The organism is Nitrospira moscoviensis, assembly GCF_001273775.1.
Classification (GTDB): domain Bacteria; phylum Nitrospirota; class Nitrospiria; order Nitrospirales; family Nitrospiraceae; genus Nitrospira_D; species Nitrospira_D moscoviensis.
In genome coordinates this window covers 4415759-4434654 of the sequence record NZ_CP011801.1, presented here as the reverse complement: position 1 = coordinate 4434654, position 18896 = coordinate 4415759, and the positions used below count along the sequence as shown (strand labels likewise).

Here is an 18896-nt window from a genome sequence, read left to right as displayed (position 1 = left end):
CGCTACGCGCTCTCCTCAGGGGCCAGGTGTCCGACCGAGGAAGAACGAACTATTGCAACGCCTCGCAGAGTGCGATGCCCAACGCCTTAGCCACTCCCTCCCCGTAAGCAGGATCCGCCCTATAGCAGTTACCGATATGGCGGATCTTAATCTCTCTGGGAATGTTCCCCATGGCACGGGCCGTATTCCCAAACAGGGCGGTTTGCTGTGCAGAATTCATCAGGCGGAATAACGCAGCCGGCTGCGAATAATAATCCGTGTCCTCACGATGGCTCCAGTGATCCGCTGCACCATCGAGACTCAACGCCGGCTCTCGGAATTCTGGCTGCTCCAGCCACTCACCACCGCTGTTGGGTTCATAGCTGAGAGTCCCCCCATGATTGCCATCGACTCGCATGGCGCCATCACGGTGGAAACTATGGGCTGGGCAACGAGGGGCATTAACGGGGATCAGGTGGTGATTGACTCCTAGCCGATACCGCTGGGCATCCCCGTACGCGAAAAGGCGCCCCTGTAACATTCTGTCCGGTGAAAAACCGATCCCAGGAGGAACGTTGGCCGGGTTAAATGCTGACTGTTCAACATCGGCGAAAAAATTGGCTGGGTTACGATTTAACTCCATGGTCCCCACATCCATCAACGGATAGTCTTTGTGAGGCCAGACTTTGGTGAGATCAAACGGATTATACGAGACCTTTCGTGTGTCACCCTCCGGCATGATCTGCACCTTAATAGCCCACTTCGGGAAATCGCCTTTTTCAAGACTCTCAAAGAGGTCCCGTTGATGGCTCTCTCTGTCTTTGCCGATCATGGCCTCTGCCTCTGCATCGGTCAAATTACGAATGCCTTGCTGTGAGACAAAGTGAAACTTGACCCAGTGACGCTCCCTTTGTTCATTAATGAAACTGAACGTATGGCTCCCAAACCCGTGCATGTGTCGATAGGTCGCCGGAATTCCGCGCTCACTCATGACGATTGTAATTTGATGCAAGGCTTCTGGGAGGGAAGTCCAAAAATCCCACATGTTCTTAGCGCTGCGCATGTTTGTACGAGGGTCACGTTTGACGGCGTGGTTAAGGTCAGGGAACTTGAGCGGGTCCCGATGAAAGAACACGGGAGTATTATTTCCCACCAGATCCCAATTTCCCTCCTCCGTATAAAACTTCACGGCAAACCCTCGGATATCGCGTTCAGCGTCCGCAGCGCCGCGTTCGCCAGCCACGGTCGTGAAACGAGCGAACAGTTCTGTGGTCTTGCCAATCTGAGCAAATAGTTTTGCGCGAGTGTACCGGGTCACATTGTGCGTGACCGTGAACGTCCCAAAGGCACCAGACCCTTTGGCATGCATGCGCCGCTCAGGAATCACTTCCCGGTTGAAATGACCAAGCTTTTCTAGAAACCAGACGTCCTGTAGTAATTGAGGGCCCCGAGGGCCAGCCGTCATGACATTTTGATTGTCGACGACAGGCGCCCCTGCGTTAGTTGTTAGCTTCTTGTCCTTATCTCCCACAATGGATAACCTCCCTAAGAGAATCGATCGGCCTTAGAAATCATGCTTGCTGTATTGCCATACCACGATACTTCTGAGCCAGTTGTTCTGTCAGAGAGTCTCAACCGGGCCTTGCTCTAGCATCACCAAAGAAAGAGCGTTAATGCAATATCGAAGGCCGCTGGGGGCTGGCCCATCCGGGAACACATGCCCAAGATGGGCTTCACATGCGTTACAAGTTGTTTCAATGCGGCGCATGCCATGAGCGTTGTCATCATGATACGCGATTACATTGGGTTTAACCGGTTGAGTAAAAGACGGCCATCCCGTTTGTGACGGGAATTTACCGGTTGAGTCAAACAACACGGTACCACAGCACACACACGCGTATAGGCCGGGGACAAATAGATTGCACATAGGCGAGCTATGCGCATGCTCGGTCCCCTTGAGGCGCGTTATTCGATATTGTTCTGCCGAAAGAAGCCGCTTCCACTCCTCGGTAGATTTTATGATGGCCCGATCAGGACTGGGATTGCCCGTATGAGCCAGATGAATGACGTTGGACCAGTTCAGCATCGTGATCGTCTCCTTTGGCCCGCGAAGAACGACTCAAATCCGCAGCAAAAAGAAACTGCCTGCCCATGCTAAAACACACACAAGCAGGCAGTCGTTCAATCATGGGCGGTCGTTATTCTCTCCCCCCTCTATGGAGCGGGGTGTGCTTGAAAAATACTAGGATCATCATTTCCACCCACTTTAAGAATCCCCAACGCGCCCTTGGCTACCCTGAAAAAACTATGATCCACCAAGACGTATGCCCCAGGCACGTCGACCTTAAACTCTACGATCGTGGCCCCTGCAGCCGGAACGAGCGTTGATTGCACATGATGGTTTACAGTTCCTCCGATCGTTCCCTCCGTATGAACGTTATCGAAGATTTCTCCGATGATGTGGAAAGAGGAGGCGCTGTTGGGTCCGATATTCCCGAAATACAGGCGAACAGTTTCTCCCACACTGGCCTTCAATTCCCCCTTACCTAATAACGATCCGGTGTGCCCGTTGAACACGACGTAGTCGGAATGTTCCGCCAACCCCTTTTCCATCGAAAATTCTAAGACATCTTTGTCTTCGCTTGGCTTGGTGAAGAACTCGCTTTCTATGACGGCATACTCCCGATCAACTTTCGGCAATCCATGCTCTGGCTCGACGAGGATCATTCCATACATGCCATTGGCAAGATGAATGTGCGGGTTGGGAACGGGGGACGCGCAATGATACATAAAAAGACCCGGTGCTAATGCCTTAAACGTAAACACCCCTGTGGCTCCGGGAAACGCTAAATTCGCTCCTGCCCCTCCACCGGGTCCATTAACCGCATGGAGATCCATGTTATGCGCGAATTTATTCTCTTTTGGATTTTCTAAGCGAACCTCGACCGTATCCCCCACTCGCACGCGTACCATAGGCCCAGGAACCGTTCCGTTGAACGTCCACAGTTTGTATTGGACGCCATCCCCGATGGAACCAATCAATTCCTTTGCCTGGACACGTACAACAACATGCGCTGGTTGAGTCCGGCCTGTGGGAGGAGGAACTTCTGGAGGTGTCGTGAGACGAGCCTCTATTGTTTCCATCGCCGTTGCGTTACTTGGAAAGGGGAAAGCAAGCCCCATCAATGTTGCAAAACACCAACACAAGAAACGTTTGCATGTGAACATAAACCATATCCTCCCATGGTACACTGCCGGTTTACATGACCCCCCCGCTGCTATAGTCGTGGAGATTAAAAAGATTTCTACAAAATGCCACCGTCACCGATTAGCCTATTGCTCCTTTCTCTTATATTCGGTTCCTGACCTGCCGGTAAGAGGCGTTGTGACCCCAAGGCACATTCAGTCAAAACCATTTAGGGGTAAAAAACGAAATGCCCACATACGGAAGAACTCCGTTTATTCCTGTATTGCGATCACCAAGCCCGCCGTTTGAGATGTGATGTAGCCGTACACCCATTGTCCAAGTCACGTGTTCGTAAAGAAAATAATGAACACCAAGTCCAGTCTCCAACGTAAACTCAAATTGAGTGCTCTGTTCCGAAATGCGTGGTGCAAGATTGGTCCAAATCATGCCTGCCCCCGCGTCCACAAAAGGCACCCATCGACCTAATGACAGGAAGTTATACGCAAGAAGAAAAGATCCCCCAGCGGCTTCCGCAGCAAAGGGCCTCGTAAATCGAGCAAACACTGGCTGAACCACAAACTCGAAGTTACCTTGCCACCAGCCAGATGCCACGGGATCAGTCAACACCATGCCTAGCCTCGGCATGACGAAAACGGCGCTTCGATCAGCGGACGGCGCATTCCCTATCGCCGTTGTGGCTTGATCAAACCCTGCGGCCACTCCTAATTCGATCGTACCCTTTGTCAGCACATCCCGCGCTTCGAATGCCGTTGGCCCACCAAGCGCGGGGCAGACGCCTGTGAGCATTGCGACGATGAAAATTCCTACTATGATGACGGCATGACGATGTTCTCGTGGCATGATGGTTCGCAACTCATTCTATTAAGGGAAAGAACTTGCAACATGAGATACTTGCTGCGTGGATTGCCCATCTCACTCGCTCAGGCAACTTTCTAAATGGCCATCGTTTGACATGATATGCCTGTCTTCTGATATCAGTCTGTCAGATATCCGACAATTCAAAAACCTGTCATATGGGCATGATAGTAACGATACGGAAAAAGACTATGGTAATCAGGTCAGACACAGGGCTGTGTAAGCTCATCTGGAGAGCAAAGATACCGTCTGAAGTCATGTATTGCTCTCTAGGAAACGACGGCAAGTTAAAGCGGGGGGACGCTAGCGGCTTTGGCGGTCCCTTGCGAAAGGAGTGGATCGATAAGGCGGCCAAAGTGCACCGACGAGCCAATCGCTTACGCCCTCTGACAATCTGAATTCGTCCCCCTACCGGAGATATCTGCCAGCAGCTCGGCATCGCCGAGCAACCTTCTACATCTGAAAGGAGAGGTATGTTTATCTCCGAGTGGGTGAGCCCTGCAGGTTTAGGCAGGAAGAGGAAGAGAACAGCTAGCTGAAGCGGTTTGGGCAGATCTCCCACTAAACAAGCTCATGCGGTCGAAGGCCCTGTGAAATAGGCTTGAAGCCCACGTCCCGCCGAGAACTTACCCGCCAGCTTCAGGACGCCTTCTCGGTGAGTCGTGTGCAGGCCTGTTGACGTTGGTCCCGTAACGAGACAGTCCTTAACCAGAGCAGACGACTTTTTCGACGATCGATTGTCCCTGACGTTGCGCGAGAAACTCATTCGAGGTCAGGTGCCCGAGTGAGCTGTGCAGGCGGTGGTGATTGTGATCCATCCGCCACGCTTCGATGATGGCCTGGGCCTCGGCGAGCGAGGCGAACTGGTGGACGTTCAAGCACTCATCGCGGAGCCGCCCGTTAAATGACTCAATGAACGCGTTTTCGACTGGTTTCCCCGGTCGAATGAAGTCGAGCTGGACACCACGTCGATAAGCCCAATCCTCCAAGGCGCGTGATTGGAATTCGGTGCCATGATCGACGGTGATGGAGCGAGGGCTCAGGCCTTGGCTCATGACGCGATCCAGCACCTGCAATCGGCGTCATACCCACGGTCGGCGATCAGATGTTGGGCTCGAGGAAGACTGAGGAGCAAGTGTCCCGCGCCGGTGTAATCACTCGTCGGCCCGGTGGTTAGCAACAGACGTACCGGCTTCCCAGTGTCGTCGCACACGGTGTGCAGCTTCGAGTTCAGGCCGCCTTTCGTGCGGCCAATGCAGCGGGGCAGCGCCCTTTTTTAAGTAAGCTAGCTGGCCGCGGTTCTGTGGGCCTTCAGATGCGTGGCATCGATCATGAGGCATTCGGTTGTCCCGTGTTACTGTGCTACCTCGTGGAAGATCTTATTGAAGATCCCAGCCCGGCTCCATCGCACGAAGCGGTTGTAAAGCGTCTTGTACGAACCATAGGCCGGTGGCGCATCTTTCCATTGCAGGCCGTATCGGATGACACAGATGATCCCGCTGATCACCCGCCTATCATCCACACGTGGGATGCCGTACGAGACGGGGAAATACGGCTTGATCCTGTTCAACTGCTGCTGGGTCAACAGAGACACTTCCCTCATGGCCACCTCCAGCCCGAATGAAGCACATCTCGTTTCCCGAGGGAAGGCCAAAGCTTAATGAGTCCCGACCCTAGTACGATCATTCGGTTTGTTATCTAAATTGGCGCTAAGATTCTCACGGTATTGCAATGGTTTGTCCTGTATATGACAGACCCTGAGGAAGGTATTGACTAGAATGCACAACGTTTCGTTGATGTCTGGTGAAAGCTGAGTGATTAAGATTTTACGCAACGGGCTTTAAAGGATGGCAAGCCGGAGGCCACGCATAAGATTATTGAGGCAGGCACTCGTTGCACGGAAGCAGGAATACAGTAGGCATGCAGGTATTGCACTGGAGAGGGGGAAATAATCGTCGGATTGCCCGATTGAATCGATATTCATGGGCATATTGAATAGAAAAGGGTGACAACATGTATAAAGCTAATGTTTCCCGTCGTGATTTTCTGAAGTGGTCAGGTGTCGCTGCGTCGGTGCTGACCGTTCATTCGGTCGCCGCGGTCGATGAGAAGGCGAAGACCGCCACAAAGGATTCCGTCGGCCTGCTCACGACTCCATCTGGTGCAAGTGGTGCCCCGCAAGATTGTGCTGATCCTCGATGGCCATCCTATGCATAAGGCGAGACGGGTTCAGCAGTTTGCCACACGGCAGGCAGGACGCTTGGAGGTGCACTTCTTGCCACCGTACTCGCCAGACTTGAACCCCGACGAACTGGCATGGGCTCATGTCAAAACCGAGCTGGGCCGGGGGATCGCCCGGACAAAAACGGAGTTGAAGACCCGCGCGCATGGGATTCTGTGCAGCTTTCAACGTCGCCCCCATCTTGTCCGCCGGTTCTTTCATGCGCCCTCATGCCTCTATGCTGCCGCATGAGGCTTTACTAACGCCAGCCTTAGTAACAGAAATACTTTACCGAACCTGGTAAACAGTACTGCAGGGAAATGACAATCACCAGTGATCGAAGAACACCGACCATGCGAAAAAGTGGAAAAGCAGGCTGTCCGCTCTATCGATGTCTTTGTTTTTCATCTTCAGATTATAGGAGCCTTAGCTGCTCATGAATCAGGAGCACCAATAAAATGGCCCAGACCATGAAGAAGCGAATTTCCCTTCTCCTACAAGATATTCAGGCTTGTACCATATGCCAACCGACCCTTCCTCTCGGGCCACGACCGATTCTACAGATTCACCCGAAGGCTTCTATTTTAATTGCTGGGCAGGCACCGGGGCGAAAAGCCCATGAGACCCGTGTACCCTTTGATGATCCGAGTGGAGACCGCCTTCGAGAATGGCTAGGGGTGAATCGAAAAACCTTTTATGATGCCCATCAAATTGCGATCCTTCCCATGGGGTTTTGCTATCCTGGGGCCGGCAAGTCTGGGGATCTCCCTCCGCGTCCAGAATGTGCATCGGCCTGGCGAGCCGAGCTTTTAGCCATGTTGCCCAATATCAAGCTCACACTCGTAATTGGTCAATACGCTCTCGACTATCACTTACAGGAATCCCCATTTCGGAGCGTCACCGAGGCTGTCAAAGCTTGGAAGGAATTTTGGCCAGACCGGCTTCCACTTCCGCACCCTAGTCCGAGGAATAATATTTGGTTGAAACGCAATTTGTGGTTTGAACACGATCTCTTGCCGGTGCTGAGAAGAAGAGTGAAGACTGTCTTGCGTAAGGGAACGATTCTGAAGAAATGAGCATCTCTGGGCTTACTTGTGGTAAGGCGACGCGCGGTTACAGGGAGCTTCTCCCGCCTAACATTTGAAAGCGTCCTCATGCCGGAACTGTATCGGATTGCAATCATCCTCCTTGGAATTGTGGGCTTCGTAGCCTTTTCGCGTCGACTCGAAGAGTCGATCGTGGACTTCCTGGGCTTTCACGGACACTTTAGGGTGGTTGTTAGAACAGGGGGAGGACCGATCGTTCCGTCAGGCCACTTGCCGGTCTTCATGTACACGTCATAGGGCCAAGGGATTACATAGGTATCTAATTATTCGGCCGTCAGTATCGGCTTCTTGTCGAGGACATTCATCAGACCTTTCGGAAGGATGACTGATCCTACATGGATCCAGCCACGGCACCCAACTGGCCGATTCAAGGAACCATCTTTATTGAAGACAATCTTCTCTTCGGCTGCGGAGCCTGTTCCTACCATGAATGCCGATAAGATGAGGGGTCCCGACGAGTACAACCATTTTGCCGATCGATTTCATCGCATTCTCCTTTTTGCTTGAAAGCCAGCTCGTGGTCTCAAATAGTGACTAGAGCACTATTATCAACACCACTCGCTGTCCAGGTGGATCGAATAATTATCCCTCTGCATGATCATGTTCGCATCAAATGTGTACGTCATCATGATTGGTCACACGTGGTGATACCCTGCGGCCGGGACCGATAGTACACCCCGTCCTGACCAAGATGTCGGGAGTGTGCAACGGACGGGATGCCTTCGCCATCTACCCGTAGACAATGTAAAATATTTCCCTCTTCGCGCGTGTTCTCGTCAGTCTGATTGATCCGTTGGCAGATGACATACAGGAACTGTTCCTTTGGATCCAGAACGCATTGAAATGCCGTGCTTCCTGGGTGACTGAACATTCGGTTGTTAATAAACCACTCCCCTGGATGTGGAAGCTGCAATCGGCTGATCTCGATGGGTTTCACGGCCCGCTCTCCGGAAATATCGTAGGTACTCACGGTTGCTGCCTTATCGTCTTTGTCGGTACGAGGCAAATTATTGATCGTATAGAGGCGAGTGCCTTCTTTGTTGGGCAACACCCAGCAAATATCCTGACCGCTATTGGGGACGGAGCCAAGAAATGTCATCGCTCCTTCCTTATTGAAACGGTAGACACCCAATTCGTTGCGGGTGACAAACCCAACATAAAGCAGTGGTTCCGTAGGATGTGCCCAGATGCCTAAAGGCATCGACGGAACGCCGTCCATGTCCTTGTACTTATAGCCGGGATTCGTCTCTGGTAGTTGCACCAAGCGTCGCTCGGTTAGCCGGCCGTCTCGCCCCACCTGAAAGACATGGAGTTGGCCTTGCACGCTCGGTTTGAGTCCAGCTAAGAACGATCTCGTTCCTTCACCATCGAAATCCACATCCACCTGGAAGTCATTGCCGAACGCTATGTCAGGATATGCGGATGGGACATAGACCTGCGTCGGTTTCTGTGAGTTCTCCACGTCAATCTTAGAGACAAATCGCAATGTGCCGTCCTGCTCGATCGTGAATGAGACGTAGCTGGCTTTCGCCGTGCCACGCAACGCCTCTAGTTGATGATAATCTTCATTCCGGTTTGACACGAGCAACGTCGTTCCGCTCAGCGAAAGACTGTTCGGCGCGACGCCGCGCGACGAAAAGGGCGATCCTTTCACATGCCGTAACGTCCCATCGGACTGAATATCGAAGACGGCGATGGTGTTGCTATGTGTGTTGACCGTAAAGAGACGCTTCCCGTCCTGGCTGACAATCAGCGGGGTATCGTTGTCATGTGGGCCGAGTTTGCCATGGGTGTCATTGTTGATGCCCGTTCCCCCTGTATAAAATGGATTGCCAGGCAAGGGCGTGAGCGTCCCATCGTCGTTTCGTGTATAGCCTAGCACTGCATTCTGGCCTTCACGAATGTCGTTGGTCTGGATGTATAAATATCGACCTTGGGCTTTCATGTTCGTTGCGCCTCCTATTTTGTAAAAAGTGGGTGCCTTTCGAGCACTGAACACATATCAACGCTAAAGACGTTTCACGGAAATCGCTGTAACGACAGGAGCACGTGCTGAAGACCGTTCTGGCACTGCCCCGTACAAGTTTCAGATAATTCGGAAGCACACTTCCAGCGCGTCTCAGCAAGGTGCTATTTCGAATCTCCTGTAAGCACGATGGGAGGTGGAATCCTTCTCCCCGACGCAGCCGATTGTCAGGCCGGCTCTGTGGTAACCGAGGAGAGATAGTCCGCGGACGCAATAAGACCTTCCGCGTCGAGCGTAAATCCTCCGTAGATAGGTTCCCCAGACGGATTGATGACGATGAACCATGGAGTCCCACGTGTGTGGTAATCAGACATGATCGTAGGATATCCGCGTTCCGGCGCGTCGTATCCGAACGGCACTTGAAGATCGTAGAGTAGCTGAGCGTCCCGCATCCGTTCGAATGTATTCACATCTTTGCCTTCAAAGACGGTCTGCACAACGGCAAAGCCAAATCCCTTTGGAGAGAGGGCCTTCACCAGCTTTTTCATTGTCGGAAAACCAGTGGAATGGCATCCAGGACACCAATGTTGGAAACAAAAGATGATTCTATATCCTGTGCCAAGATCAGCTAGCTTCAGCGGAGCACACGGTCGGCCATAACCATCCAGCCATCGGCTGACGCGTAGTTCCGGAGCCTTGAGAAGCGATGACGCCCGTTGATTCATATCTATCCTCTTGGGCAGATGTATCCGTTCCTAGTGACTCATACGTTCATGCCGGCTTCGGGAGTTTCCAGTTAGGTCTCACGAAATGGCAGGTGTACCCCTGAGGGTTGTGCTTGAGATAGTCCTGGTGTTCGGGCTCCGCTATCCAAAATGGTCCTGCGGGGTGGACTTCCGTGACTACCTTTCCTGGCCAAATTCCCGAGGCATCAATCTCTCCGATTATCCGTTCCGCCTCCAGCCCCTGCTCATCGGACGTGTAATAAATCCCAGAACGATAGGACGTTCCTCGATCGTTGCCCTGACGATTGATGGTTGTGGGGTCGTGGATCTGAAAAAATGTTTCCAATAAGCCTCGAAACGGCAGCCGATCTGGGTCGAAAACCACTTCGATTGCTTCGGCATGGGTTCCATGATTGCGATAAGTCGCAGTCGGTGCGTTGCCGCCGCTGTAGCCCACTCGCGTGGAGAGCACACCGGGCAGTTTACGAATCAGATCCTGCATCCCCCAAAAACATCCACCCGCTAAAATCACTGTCTCTGCTCGGCTCATGACGGTCTCCATTCATGAACGTGGTTCAGCCTAGTTTAGTGGTTCGTAGATTGCTGGCTTTCCTCAGGCCTCTCATGAACTTCATAATCATAACTTCCACACTCTTATTACCGGCGACCGCTTACTTTCATCTTATCCTCCCACTCAGCCCACTCATCGGCACACTCGCCTGCTCGCCCGCTCGCCCAGCTGACGGAAGCAAATCCCTCGCAATGAAACTAGCCACAGAAAGAATGCAATCCAAAAGGCTGCCCCTTCCTGGACACCTATAAGACGTGTCCTAACCCAGGCCCTCCCAAGAGCCTTTAGCGCCCACATCTACGACAGATGTAGTTAGGTACCACAGAATGTTTTGTAGCAGGCCGTGGCCTCAGCAGGCGCCGGTTCGGCATAGGAGGCTGAATCGGCGCGTTCCTCAAACGGATGCGCTAAAACCTCCAGCAGTCGTTCAAAGGGTTGGAGGTCGGCATGAACTGTCGCCGCCGTGAGAGCCTCTTCCACCTGGTAATTCCGTGGAATGTACAGGGGATTCACGCGCCGCATTCTTTCAGCTTGAGTCAGGACCCGTGTCGGATCTCGTCGGCTTCGTTCACGCCAACGCCCCAACCAGCGAGACAATTTCGTCGTCGTGACAAACAACGATGCTAGGCTTTGTTCATTCCCCTCCGCAGCGTCGGCAAGCCTTCGCCAGGCCAGAGTATGATCGACTGCGGATTCTTCCAGTAGTACGATCCAATCTCGAGCGAGAATACCGTCGTCAGGTTCATTCGTGATGAGCCCCAATTTATCCCGCGCGATACTCAACCAATGAATCTCGTAACGCGCAGGGAAGGCCTCGATGATATCAACTACCCTTGATAATGAGCGACCGGGATCATGCTCGGCTATCAACGGCAATACCGTTTCAGCCAATCGCAGAAAATTCCATTGTGCAATACGAGGCTGATTTCCATAGGCATAGCGCCCCTGATGATCGATCGAACTGAAGACGGCCTGTGGATCATGGGTCTCCATAAATGCACATGGTCCATAATCGATTGTCTCTCCTGAAATGGTCACGTTATCGGTATTCATCACGCCATGAACAAACCCGACATGCATCCATTGGGCGATCAATTGTGCTTGACGATCTGCAATGGCACGCAGCCATTCGACATACCGATCCGGATGATTGAACAGTTCAGAATCATGTCGTCGGATTGCGTAGTCTGCGAGCTTTTGCACCTGATCAAACTCTCCACGGGCCGCAAAAAACTCAAATGTACCGATCCGCAAATGGCTCGCTGCTACACGCGTCAAAACAGCGCCAGGCAACGGTGTGTCCCGATAGACGATTGTCCCAGTGCCGACCGCTGCCAAGGCGCGCGTGGTGGGGATCCCTAGAGCATGCATGGCTTCCCCAATCAGGTACTCCCGAAGGACCGGACCTATTGCCGCCCGTCCGTCCCCTCCCCGTGAAAAGGGCGTTGGCCCTGAACCCTTCAGTGCAATATCATATCGACGCGCTAGGCGGTCCACGATCTCGCCGAGGAGGAGCGCACGGCCGTCTCCCAGTGTCGGAGAGAATACCCCGAACTGGTGTCCGGCATATGCCTGAGCCAACGGAAAACATCCGGGTAATTGTGCATTCCCAGAGAAAATGGCAGCCCAACGTGACGAATCTACATTGTCGACGGCAAAACCTAACTGGCGAGCCAAGGGGTAGTTCAGCTGAAGCAGGACAGGTTTCACGACATGGACCGGGTGCCATGAAACATAGCATCCTAGAAGCTCTTCAGCGTAGGTGTGTTCGAGCCGAACCATCTCTTCCTCTCGTGATACCGTGCTATTAAGATCCATGGCTATCGTATTAGGGCCTCGGTGCGGTTCTCATTTCGGACCAAATATAGATACCTATGCCCACTCGAGGTTTTCGGAGAACCACTTCTTCTTAAACCCTCGATTTGCCCCCACGGATCTGAGCTGACAATCCGAGCAGATCGGCCTCAATCACTTCTTCTGGAGAACGGGATAACCAAATGCATAGATCCATTTGTCTGCATCAGGTGCATTGGACCGCGCAAGTTCCCTCGCTGGTACGTGACAAGGGATGCAATCAGTCTTGTAATTTTTAGACACTGTATGGTTGGGGTCCTCTGCATTGAAAAGTGACCAGGCCCAACCATCTCCCCACAGACTCGATTCCTTGTAACGCCCTTTGGTATCGCGCACTAACACGAACCACCCTTTAATAGTGGTGGCGTGACCGACCGCCGGTCCCGTTGTCATCGCCATAGTCTTCGCATTTAGTAATTCTTTTACCAGCACGGCCCCATCGGGAAACCGTCCCGTCTTTTTATAGTAGGCGATGGTCTCAGGCTGAGTGTATACCGTATGGTATTCGTGGAGGCCCGGCCCCATCTTCTCAAGACTTTCACCAGTGTTCGCGTGAGCCCACGTTCCCAACGTCGGCCACTCCGTATAGTTTTCCGGAACGTGAAGTGCTCCCGTTGCAACATCGACAGCTGGAGAAAAGGGCTGTTCCCCCTCGGCGAGCGATGAACTGCTCTGGGCAATTGATATGAGCACGAAATAAAGTACGACAATTAAGTATCCAGCCTTGCTCATGTGCACACCTCCTAGGTTAAGCTCAGATCTGAATCAGATCTGATATGACTCAGTTGCCTCGATCAAGCCCACTGGCACTGATATTTGATCACCACGCCGCTGCGTACACTTCTGAGCAATTTGCTCCGTATAGGAAAACGACAAATTCCATGATTCATTCGAATGAGTGACATAGTGTGAGAAAATATCGCAAGGCATGTGCACGCGTCTGTCAGATATATGACGTATGTAAATAATAAATTAGAAGATACCTACGGTGATAATGGAGCGTATCCATGCATCGGGGGAAAGGATGGTAAGGTAGATAGCTTTAAAAGCGAAATGCAATCGCGTCAGGTTCTTTCTTAGGGAAAGTCTGATTAATATATTCTCCTCGACGGGAACGCGTAGGAGTTCCCTGATTTTCAATATTTACTTATGTCAGAACCGGAATAAATCAGACTTTCCTTAGTTCTCGTCAATACCCAGCCCTCGAGTGCTTTTGCGACTTGTGCCCATAGCCGTGAGTATGGCCCCTGCGAAAACAACGGGAATTAGCCTGGTCAGATATTGCGAGGAGGAATCGGGTGTGAGAGCGGAACGCTTGCAGCCTGTGCATTCGCTATGATCCAGGCACCCGAGAAGCTAACATTCCTATCTCTGGCGGAGGATTGCCAAGGTAACATTTGGGATATAATCCGGCAGCTAGTGCCTTGCGCAGGAACGCATTGGATGGATCTTTCCGTTCTTCGGCTGGTCAATAGGCTAAACGGTGTTTTAGCCGTTCAAGATTTCTTACGCATATGAACGCTCTCGTGGATGAGATAAGTTGTTCTTGGTGAAAAATGCTTAAGATGGCGCTCACAGTTGGACGGGCTGCTCCGATGATTTCCGCAAGCTCTTCGTGCGTTACCCGAATATCAACGGCATAACCCGGGCCATGGGGACAGGGTCTCCCTCCGAAGCACAAGAGGTCATAAAGGACCAGAGCTATACGTTTGTCTAGCGGATTGGTTTGCTGCCACTGCAGTCTGCGAGACAGCATCTGTAACTGTGCTCCAAGGAGTTCCACCAGAAGGCGCTGCGCGGCCGTGTTGTCTCCCAACGCTTCTTCCATAGACACAAAATCAAACTCAAGGACGCAGGTTGGTCCGTTGGCCAGTGCGTCCTCATCGGTTCTAAAGAGACTCGGAACAAACGGTAGCTGGCCAAACATCCCTCCTTTTCCAAGAATCATTCTTGTTACCCGTTTTCCATCTAATTGAATGGACGTGAGTCGCACAAAGCCCTTATCTACGATATAGAATTTCATGTTGGTCGACGACAGGTGTATCTCCGCTCCGTGCTTGAGGGTGTGCCGCCGAAAAGAGCACAATTGCTTCCAGATTGAAAGTGTACGCTGAGCAAGGGCTTGAGGAAGATCCATATGAGCACACCCTGAGTTAGTCGATTGGTCAGCTAGTCGAGCGAATGATACGCTTTACGGTAATAATTTGTAACTATTGAGATATTCTATGCCGCCAGAAATAGCTACTCGTTAGCTTCCGCTTCAACTCACAATCTCTCTGAGCAGGCGCGTCCATTCATATCTTGAAATGCCGCGTCCCTGACCGTGCAGGTTACTCTACATAAAAAGTAATTAATCATTTGTCATACACATGACTGATGGCTACCCCGTAATTTGTTACAAACAGTTTGCAGCTGGTTTACTTGTCTTCTACCTACAAACATTTAAGGGGGGCCGCATGTACAGCATGTCAAAAAGGAAGAGCACGTTAGTGATTGCTGCGTTACTCGGAGGATTGCTTTGGTATTCGGGGAGCGTCGGTGTAGTCGCCCAAGCTGGAGAGGGGAATGGGGGCTCGAAAACGGTCGAGTATACGCCAGAAGGTAAGATGAAGAGGCTCTCGCCAGCGGCCTATCGGAAGTGGGTCTATGTCGGCACGCCGGTTACGCCGAATGATATGAATGATGGGAAAGCCAACTTCCCGGAATTTCACAACGTCTATATGGACCCCGAAAGCTTTGCCTATTTGGAAAAGACCGGGAAGTACCGTGACGGGACTGTGTTGGTGAAAGAATTAGTCAGCGTGGGGCAGAAAGAAGCCAGCAGCGGGGCTGGATATTTCCAAGGAGAATTTATTGGCCTTGAGGTATCGGTCCTGGATACCAAGCGCTTCCCAAAGGACCCAGGACACTGGGGGTATTTCAGCTTTGGACATTCCTATCCACTCAAGGAAGTATCCTTACCGAATAAGGTCGATGAGTGCAACCGATGTCATGAGGCCAATGCCACCGACTTTGTATTTTCGAAGCACTACCCTGTGATTCGAGCAGCCATCGCAGCGGCAGGAAAGTAGAGCGTTGTTCGGAGACCCGCGCCTGAACTTCTACGGAGTTCAGGCGCGGATTTATTTAACGGCGCTCTCATGAAGTTCTTCGACGAATGACACGCCAAGAGACCCGCAAGCGTACTGTTTGATGACAGAGATTTCCAGAAAGACAGGAGCTGTTTGAGGGTCTTAATGTAGATCATCGTTATACCTTTCCACCAAACCAGGCTCAGAAACACTCTATGAATGCCCTAGTTGGTCAATGCCCTTTCCGCGATGATTTGGGCGCTTGAACGGCAGACTCGCTTCACAATAGAAGGGATTCTGGTCTGCGTCGAATCCCCAAGCTCCCGTACGTACATCGGAGAATCATTATTGCCAACACCTAAGGGATCGTATATCCCGGGATTGTACGTCGATCGGATTCCCGTGCATCATATAGTTAATCACCCGAGAGACATTACAGCTCCATTAGACCCAACAGGATACGTGGCGTTCAGCCTTCGGTTGAATAGTATCTTGGTGACGACACATCACTGCTTGATGCAGTACAAATCTGCGTACGAAACGGTTGCCCAGCGAGTTGTAAACGGGGTTTGGGTAGAGACGTCTGTCTTCCACCAGCGCGGAGAAGTACCGGAAGGAACATAGACATGAGAATCGTCTTGGGCTCGATACTGACGATCAGCACGTGGGCGATCATTCAATTCGTGGGGGCGTCATATGCGACAGCCGGCACCCAGGAGAAACCTCCTTCCACGCGGACACCCGTCGTTCTGAAATCCCTCTTAGGCCTCGAGAATCCCAATGACCGTCTTCTTGCTGGAAACGTATTGACCGAAGGGCAGATCCAGCTCGGAAGACTGTTGTTTTTCGACAAGCGGCTCTCCATCGACCGATCAATTGCTTGCGCAAGTTGCCACATCGCTACAACGGCGTTTACGGACTCTCGCCCGGTCTCAAGAGGGGTCAGAGGTTTGACTGGCGACCGTAATGCTCCGACGGTCATCAATCGTGTCTTTGGCAAGCAGCTGTTTTGGGATGGGCGCGCAGCCACGCTGGAAGAACAATCCCTCGGTCCGTTAGTAAACTCCGTAGAGCATGGGTTTCTCGTTTACGATGACGTAGTGAAGACGCTCAGGTCCATTCGGGGCTACCGCAAGTTATTCATGGAAGTATTTAGCGAAAACATCACTATAGAAAATGTTGGGATCGCTCTCGCAAATTTTCAACGAACGATATTGTCCGGCAATAGCCCTGTAGACCGTTTCGATTACGGTGTCGACCTCAACGCTTTGACGCAGTCAGCCCAACGGGGATTTCGTGTCTTTCAAGGAAAGGGCCGTTGTATACGATGTCACGCGGGACCAAATTATACAGATGAACAATTTCATAATTTGGGAATTGGTTGGGAATCGAGTCACGTGGATTTAGGACGATATGCCATAACCCATCAGCCTGAGGATATTGGAGCATTTAAAACACCTACCTTGCGAGAGATCTCCCGTACGGCCCCATATATGCACGACGGTCGCTTTAACACCTTGAGGGAGGTCATCAATTTCTATAACCATGGGGGAGTAAAGAATCCGTTTCAAGACAATACGATCGGTTCACTATTTCTTTCGGACGAAGAACGAGAGGATCTTGAAGCATTTTTAACTGCTCTAAATGGAGAAGGGTGGCAACATGTTCTGCCGCCGGCGTCTTTCCCAAAGTAACGCCTGAAAGCTAGCGCTAAACCCACCTCCTCAATGGCCATAACGAAATGGGCCGCTGCTCTCGCCTCCAAAGCACGAGCGGCGGCCCGAATGTGGGCACCAACACACCGTAGGAAAGGGTGCCACAAAGGGCATATCTACCCTCACTCTTGGGAAAGATGTCACAATGCGGACATTCGGAAAGGACCGCTATGATCGGACTCTCGCAGATGTCGTCCTACCGGATGGGGGCAATCTCAAACAGCAACTCGTGAAAGTAGGAATGTGTTGGTGGTATTGCAAATATGCACCGAGAAATGCGGTGTTAGAGGAGCTCGAAACAGACGCAGGGGAGAAGCGAATGGGGCTCTGGGCTGAGGCTCAGCCCATTCCGCCATGGGAATGGCGGAAGGCTAAACGCCCCCCCACGCCTTACGTGATCCGGTTGACGTCATCCGACTCATTATTTAACGTAGCCTGCTTTCGGATCTCGTCCTGGTGGTGTTGCCACCGCTGCTTGAGTTCCTGGATGTCCTGACGCACGCGCTCCTGCTTTTCTGATGAGAGCGGGTCAGAAGAGAGCATAACAGGGATAATCGCCGGGGTGATGCTGTGCGGGTTCTCGAGTTGTCTGCTCATCGACACCCTCGTTTTGGTATGATCCCAGTATGTACGAATCCTCTCAACAACCCGAGGTGCCCTCACGGCTCCATGTGATACTTGAACCGCGTGCCGGTCATTCCCTCCAGGAAATCCTCACAGCATTGGAACACCTAGACGCCACTGAGATTGATCCGATCAGCGCCGAGTTTGTTTCAGCTGAGATCCACGCAAGCTCAGTGCCCTGCCTAGAAACTATTGCGTTCGTGGAAACAAAGAAACCCCACGGGCCAGCTTAACGACAAGCCCTATTCAATCATTAAGGTGGTGTTACCTGCGAGCCAGGTCTAGATAGTGTTGACGCCGCTTCAAGATCTCCTGGACCTCTTGGCGTACCTGTTCCTGCTTTTGGGGTGAAAGGGGCTCAGCGGAGAGGCGGACATGAATAATGGCCGGAGTAAGGTTACGAGGGCTGTCTTGTTGTCTGCTCATCTCAATGAAGTCTTCATCCTTGTGGGATGAGACCTCTCTCGCCAGACCGAATGGAATCTAGAGACATCCACAGGATCGTCCGAAGGACGGTGCTCCATAAGCTGATCAACTACCTAGCCTCAATCTTCCGCCTTCCGGATCGTGCTCACGGAGCGAGCCTTTCGACTGGCAACGGTTTTCTTTTTCTGAAGTGGCGCGTCTACGGGAAGTGGAGATCGTTTAGTCCTCTTCAAGAGCTGCTCCACGCGAGCGTTTCCGGCCGTGGTTCCAAGAATGGAAAGCGGAGTTTTGTTCTTGAGCGCCCGATGTTTACGGATCAGCCATGCCGTTGCTGCGACTTCGCCACCCAATACGTCACTTACCCGCTGCTGTAGATCAAAGGCCTCCTGTGTCGCTTGCGTGCGTATTCCGACCCAAGCCGGCCACTGATTCCGACGCAAGTCGGCCACCCATTCCGACGGAACGCGGCCACTGATTCCGACCGGAAGTCGGCCACTGTTTCGAGTCTCCTCGGAATCGGTGGCCGACATCCCTCGGAATAAGCCGGCGATCCGCCACGGGCTCCTGTCGGAGCC

The 18896-nt window shown here is 52.1% G+C and carries 19 protein-coding genes and 2 pseudogenes; 6 read left to right on the top strand and 15 right to left on the bottom strand.

The genetic code is table 11. The features are described 5' to 3' along the window. Window positions 1–49: 49 nt before the first annotated feature. The 7 genes and pseudogenes from NITMOv2_RS21555 to NITMOv2_RS21540 form a co-directional block, all read right to left on the bottom strand. Window positions 50–1510: a catalase gene (locus NITMOv2_RS21555; protein WP_083447620.1), complete on the bottom strand. Its 1461-nt coding sequence runs from the start codon at window positions 1508–1510 to the stop codon at window positions 50–52. A 90-nt stretch (window positions 1511–1600) separates the two neighbouring features. Next, a complete protein-coding gene (gene msrB / locus NITMOv2_RS23170; protein ID WP_083447621.1) occupies window positions 1601–2065 on the bottom strand; it encodes a peptide-methionine (R)-S-oxide reductase MsrB in 465 nt (154 codons plus the stop codon). Between the two features lie 128 nt (window positions 2066–2193). Beyond that, on the bottom strand, window positions 2194–3207 hold the full coding sequence (nirK, locus tag NITMOv2_RS21550; RefSeq protein WP_053378018.1) for a copper-containing nitrite reductase: 1014 nt from the start codon (window positions 3205–3207) through the stop codon (window positions 2194–2196). 178 nt (window positions 3208–3385) lie between these two features. Beyond that, the gene (locus tag NITMOv2_RS23165) at window positions 3386–4027 is read right to left on the bottom strand and encodes an acyloxyacyl hydrolase (protein ID WP_083447622.1); all 642 of its coding nucleotides are present in this window, start codon (window positions 4025–4027) and stop codon (window positions 3386–3388) included. Between the two features lie 719 nt (window positions 4028–4746). Then, window positions 4747–5115, bottom strand: a pseudogene (locus NITMOv2_RS21545) (integrase core domain-containing protein); the annotation flags it as partial. Then, window positions 5094–5255 carry a transposase gene (locus NITMOv2_RS25265; RefSeq protein ID WP_187299305.1) on the bottom strand — a complete coding sequence of 54 codons (162 nt, stop codon included), beginning with the start codon at window positions 5253–5255 and terminating at the stop codon, window positions 5094–5096. The pseudogene NITMOv2_RS21545 and the gene NITMOv2_RS25265, both read right to left, overlap by 22 nt. 141 nt (window positions 5256–5396) lie before the next feature. After that, window positions 5397–5645, bottom strand: a complete 249-nt coding sequence (locus NITMOv2_RS21540) for a transposase (protein ID WP_083447624.1) — start codon at window positions 5643–5645, stop codon at window positions 5397–5399. Window positions 5646–6055: 410 nt separating this feature from the next. On the opposite strand from NITMOv2_RS21540, the gene NITMOv2_RS25260 reads away from it, so the two are divergent. The 3 genes from NITMOv2_RS25260 (at window position 6056) to NITMOv2_RS23145 (ending at window position 7339) form a co-directional block, all read left to right on the top strand. Next, on the top strand, window positions 6056–6259 hold the full coding sequence (locus NITMOv2_RS25260; protein WP_083447625.1) for a twin-arginine translocation signal domain-containing protein: 204 nt from the start codon (window positions 6056–6058) through the stop codon (window positions 6257–6259). Continuing rightward, on the top strand, window positions 6204–6515 hold the full coding sequence (locus NITMOv2_RS25255) for a transposase (RefSeq protein ID WP_420799878.1): 312 nt from the start codon (window positions 6204–6206) through the stop codon (window positions 6513–6515). The genes NITMOv2_RS25260 and NITMOv2_RS25255 overlap by 56 nt, the downstream gene beginning before the upstream one ends. Before the next feature lie 206 nt (window positions 6516–6721). Beyond that, a complete protein-coding gene (locus NITMOv2_RS23145; protein WP_083447627.1) occupies window positions 6722–7339 on the top strand; it encodes a uracil-DNA glycosylase family protein in 618 nt (205 codons plus the stop codon). A 655-nt stretch (window positions 7340–7994) separates the two neighbouring features. On the opposite strand, the gene NITMOv2_RS21530 is transcribed toward NITMOv2_RS23145, so the two are convergent. The 6 genes from NITMOv2_RS21530 to NITMOv2_RS21505 all read right to left on the bottom strand — a co-directional run bounded on the left by NITMOv2_RS21530 (window position 7995) and on the right by NITMOv2_RS21505 (window position 14508). Further along, complete coding sequence (locus tag NITMOv2_RS21530) at window positions 7995–9314, bottom strand: lactonase family protein (protein ID WP_053378020.1); 1320 nt, start codon at window positions 9312–9314, stop codon at window positions 7995–7997. Between the two features lie 248 nt (window positions 9315–9562). After that, window positions 9563–9883 (bottom strand): hypothetical protein, encoded by a 321-nt coding sequence (locus NITMOv2_RS24325; RefSeq protein ID WP_202967289.1) that lies wholly within the window; start codon window positions 9881–9883, stop codon window positions 9563–9565. A gap of 223 nt (window positions 9884–10106) precedes the next feature. Next, window positions 10107–10610 carry a peptide-methionine (S)-S-oxide reductase MsrA gene (gene msrA / locus NITMOv2_RS21520; RefSeq protein ID WP_053378022.1) on the bottom strand — a complete coding sequence of 168 codons (504 nt, stop codon included), beginning with the start codon at window positions 10608–10610 and terminating at the stop codon, window positions 10107–10109. A gap of 333 nt (window positions 10611–10943) precedes the next feature. Then, a complete protein-coding gene (locus NITMOv2_RS21515) occupies window positions 10944–12449 on the bottom strand; it encodes a protein adenylyltransferase SelO (protein WP_202967288.1) in 1506 nt (501 codons plus the stop codon). 150 nt (window positions 12450–12599) lie between these two features. Continuing rightward, a complete protein-coding gene (locus tag NITMOv2_RS21510; RefSeq protein ID WP_053378023.1) occupies window positions 12600–13217 on the bottom strand; it encodes a cytochrome P460 family protein in 618 nt (205 codons plus the stop codon). Between the two features lie 736 nt (window positions 13218–13953). Continuing rightward, window positions 13954–14508, bottom strand: a complete 555-nt coding sequence (locus tag NITMOv2_RS21505; RefSeq protein ID WP_187299302.1) for a Crp/Fnr family transcriptional regulator — start codon at window positions 14506–14508, stop codon at window positions 13954–13956. Window positions 14509–14941: 433 nt separating this feature from the next. Between NITMOv2_RS21505 and NITMOv2_RS21500 the strand changes: the two genes are divergently transcribed. The 3 genes and pseudogenes from NITMOv2_RS21500 to NITMOv2_RS25250 all read left to right on the top strand — a co-directional run. Next, complete coding sequence (locus tag NITMOv2_RS21500) at window positions 14942–15556, top strand: cytochrome P460 family protein (RefSeq protein ID WP_202967287.1); 615 nt, start codon at window positions 14942–14944, stop codon at window positions 15554–15556. Between the two features lie 626 nt (window positions 15557–16182). Continuing rightward, window positions 16183–17250, top strand: coding sequence for a cytochrome-c peroxidase (locus NITMOv2_RS21495; RefSeq protein WP_053378026.1), 1068 nt, complete (start codon window positions 16183–16185; stop codon window positions 17248–17250). A gap of 55 nt (window positions 17251–17305) precedes the next feature. Next, window positions 17306–17593, top strand: a pseudogene (locus NITMOv2_RS25250) (thermonuclease family protein); the annotation flags it as partial. Window positions 17594–17661: 68 nt separating this feature from the next. Here the strand turns inward: NITMOv2_RS25250 and NITMOv2_RS24580 are convergent. After that, window positions 17662–17868, bottom strand: coding sequence for a hypothetical protein (locus NITMOv2_RS24580; protein ID WP_053378027.1), 207 nt, complete (start codon window positions 17866–17868; stop codon window positions 17662–17664). Between the two features lie 572 nt (window positions 17869–18440). Further along, window positions 18441–18851, bottom strand: a complete 411-nt coding sequence (locus tag NITMOv2_RS25245) for an antitoxin Xre/MbcA/ParS toxin-binding domain-containing protein (protein WP_145976118.1) — start codon at window positions 18849–18851, stop codon at window positions 18441–18443. Window positions 18852–18896: the final 45 nt, after the last annotated feature.

Coding starts and splice junctions, on each gene's coding strand:
- msrB (WP_083447621.1), bottom strand. CDS start 2,065: ATGCTGAACTGGTCCAACGTCATTCATCTGGCTCATACGGGCAATCCC.
- nirK (WP_053378018.1), bottom strand. CDS start 3,207: ATGTTCACATGCAAACGTTTCTTGTGTTGGTGTTTTGCAACATTGATG.
- NITMOv2_RS23165 (WP_083447622.1), bottom strand. CDS start 4,027: ATGCCACGAGAACATCGTCATGCCGTCATCATAGTAGGAATTTTCATC.
- NITMOv2_RS21540 (WP_083447624.1), bottom strand. CDS start 5,645: ATGAGGGAAGTGTCTCTGTTGACCCAGCAGCAGTTGAACAGGATCAAG.
- NITMOv2_RS25260 (WP_083447625.1), top strand. CDS start 6,056: ATGTATAAAGCTAATGTTTCCCGTCGTGATTTTCTGAAGTGGTCAGGT.
- NITMOv2_RS23145 (WP_083447627.1), top strand. CDS start 6,722: ATGGCCCAGACCATGAAGAAGCGAATTTCCCTTCTCCTACAAGATATT.
- NITMOv2_RS21530 (WP_053378020.1), bottom strand. CDS start 9,314: ATGAAAGCCCAAGGTCGATATTTATACATCCAGACCAACGACATTCGT.
- NITMOv2_RS24325 (WP_202967289.1), bottom strand. CDS start 9,883: ATGAAAAAGCTGGTGAAGGCCCTCTCTCCAAAGGGATTTGGCTTTGCC.
- msrA (WP_053378022.1), bottom strand. CDS start 10,610: ATGAGCCGAGCAGAGACAGTGATTTTAGCGGGTGGATGTTTTTGGGGG.
- NITMOv2_RS21515 (WP_202967288.1), bottom strand. CDS start 12,449: ATGGATCTTAATAGCACGGTATCACGAGAGGAAGAGATGGTTCGGCTC.
- NITMOv2_RS21510 (WP_053378023.1), bottom strand. CDS start 13,217: ATGAGCAAGGCTGGATACTTAATTGTCGTACTTTATTTCGTGCTCATA.
- NITMOv2_RS21505 (WP_187299302.1), bottom strand. CDS start 14,508: ATGAAATTCTATATCGTAGATAAGGGCTTTGTGCGACTCACGTCCATT.
- NITMOv2_RS21500 (WP_202967287.1), top strand. CDS start 14,942: ATGTACAGCATGTCAAAAAGGAAGAGCACGTTAGTGATTGCTGCGTTA.
- NITMOv2_RS21495 (WP_053378026.1), top strand. CDS start 16,183: ATGAGAATCGTCTTGGGCTCGATACTGACGATCAGCACGTGGGCGATC.
- NITMOv2_RS24580 (WP_053378027.1), bottom strand. CDS start 17,868: ATGAGCAGACAACTCGAGAACCCGCACAGCATCACCCCGGCGATTATC.
- NITMOv2_RS25245 (WP_145976118.1), bottom strand. CDS start 18,851: ATGTCGGCCACCGATTCCGAGGAGACTCGAAACAGTGGCCGACTTCCG.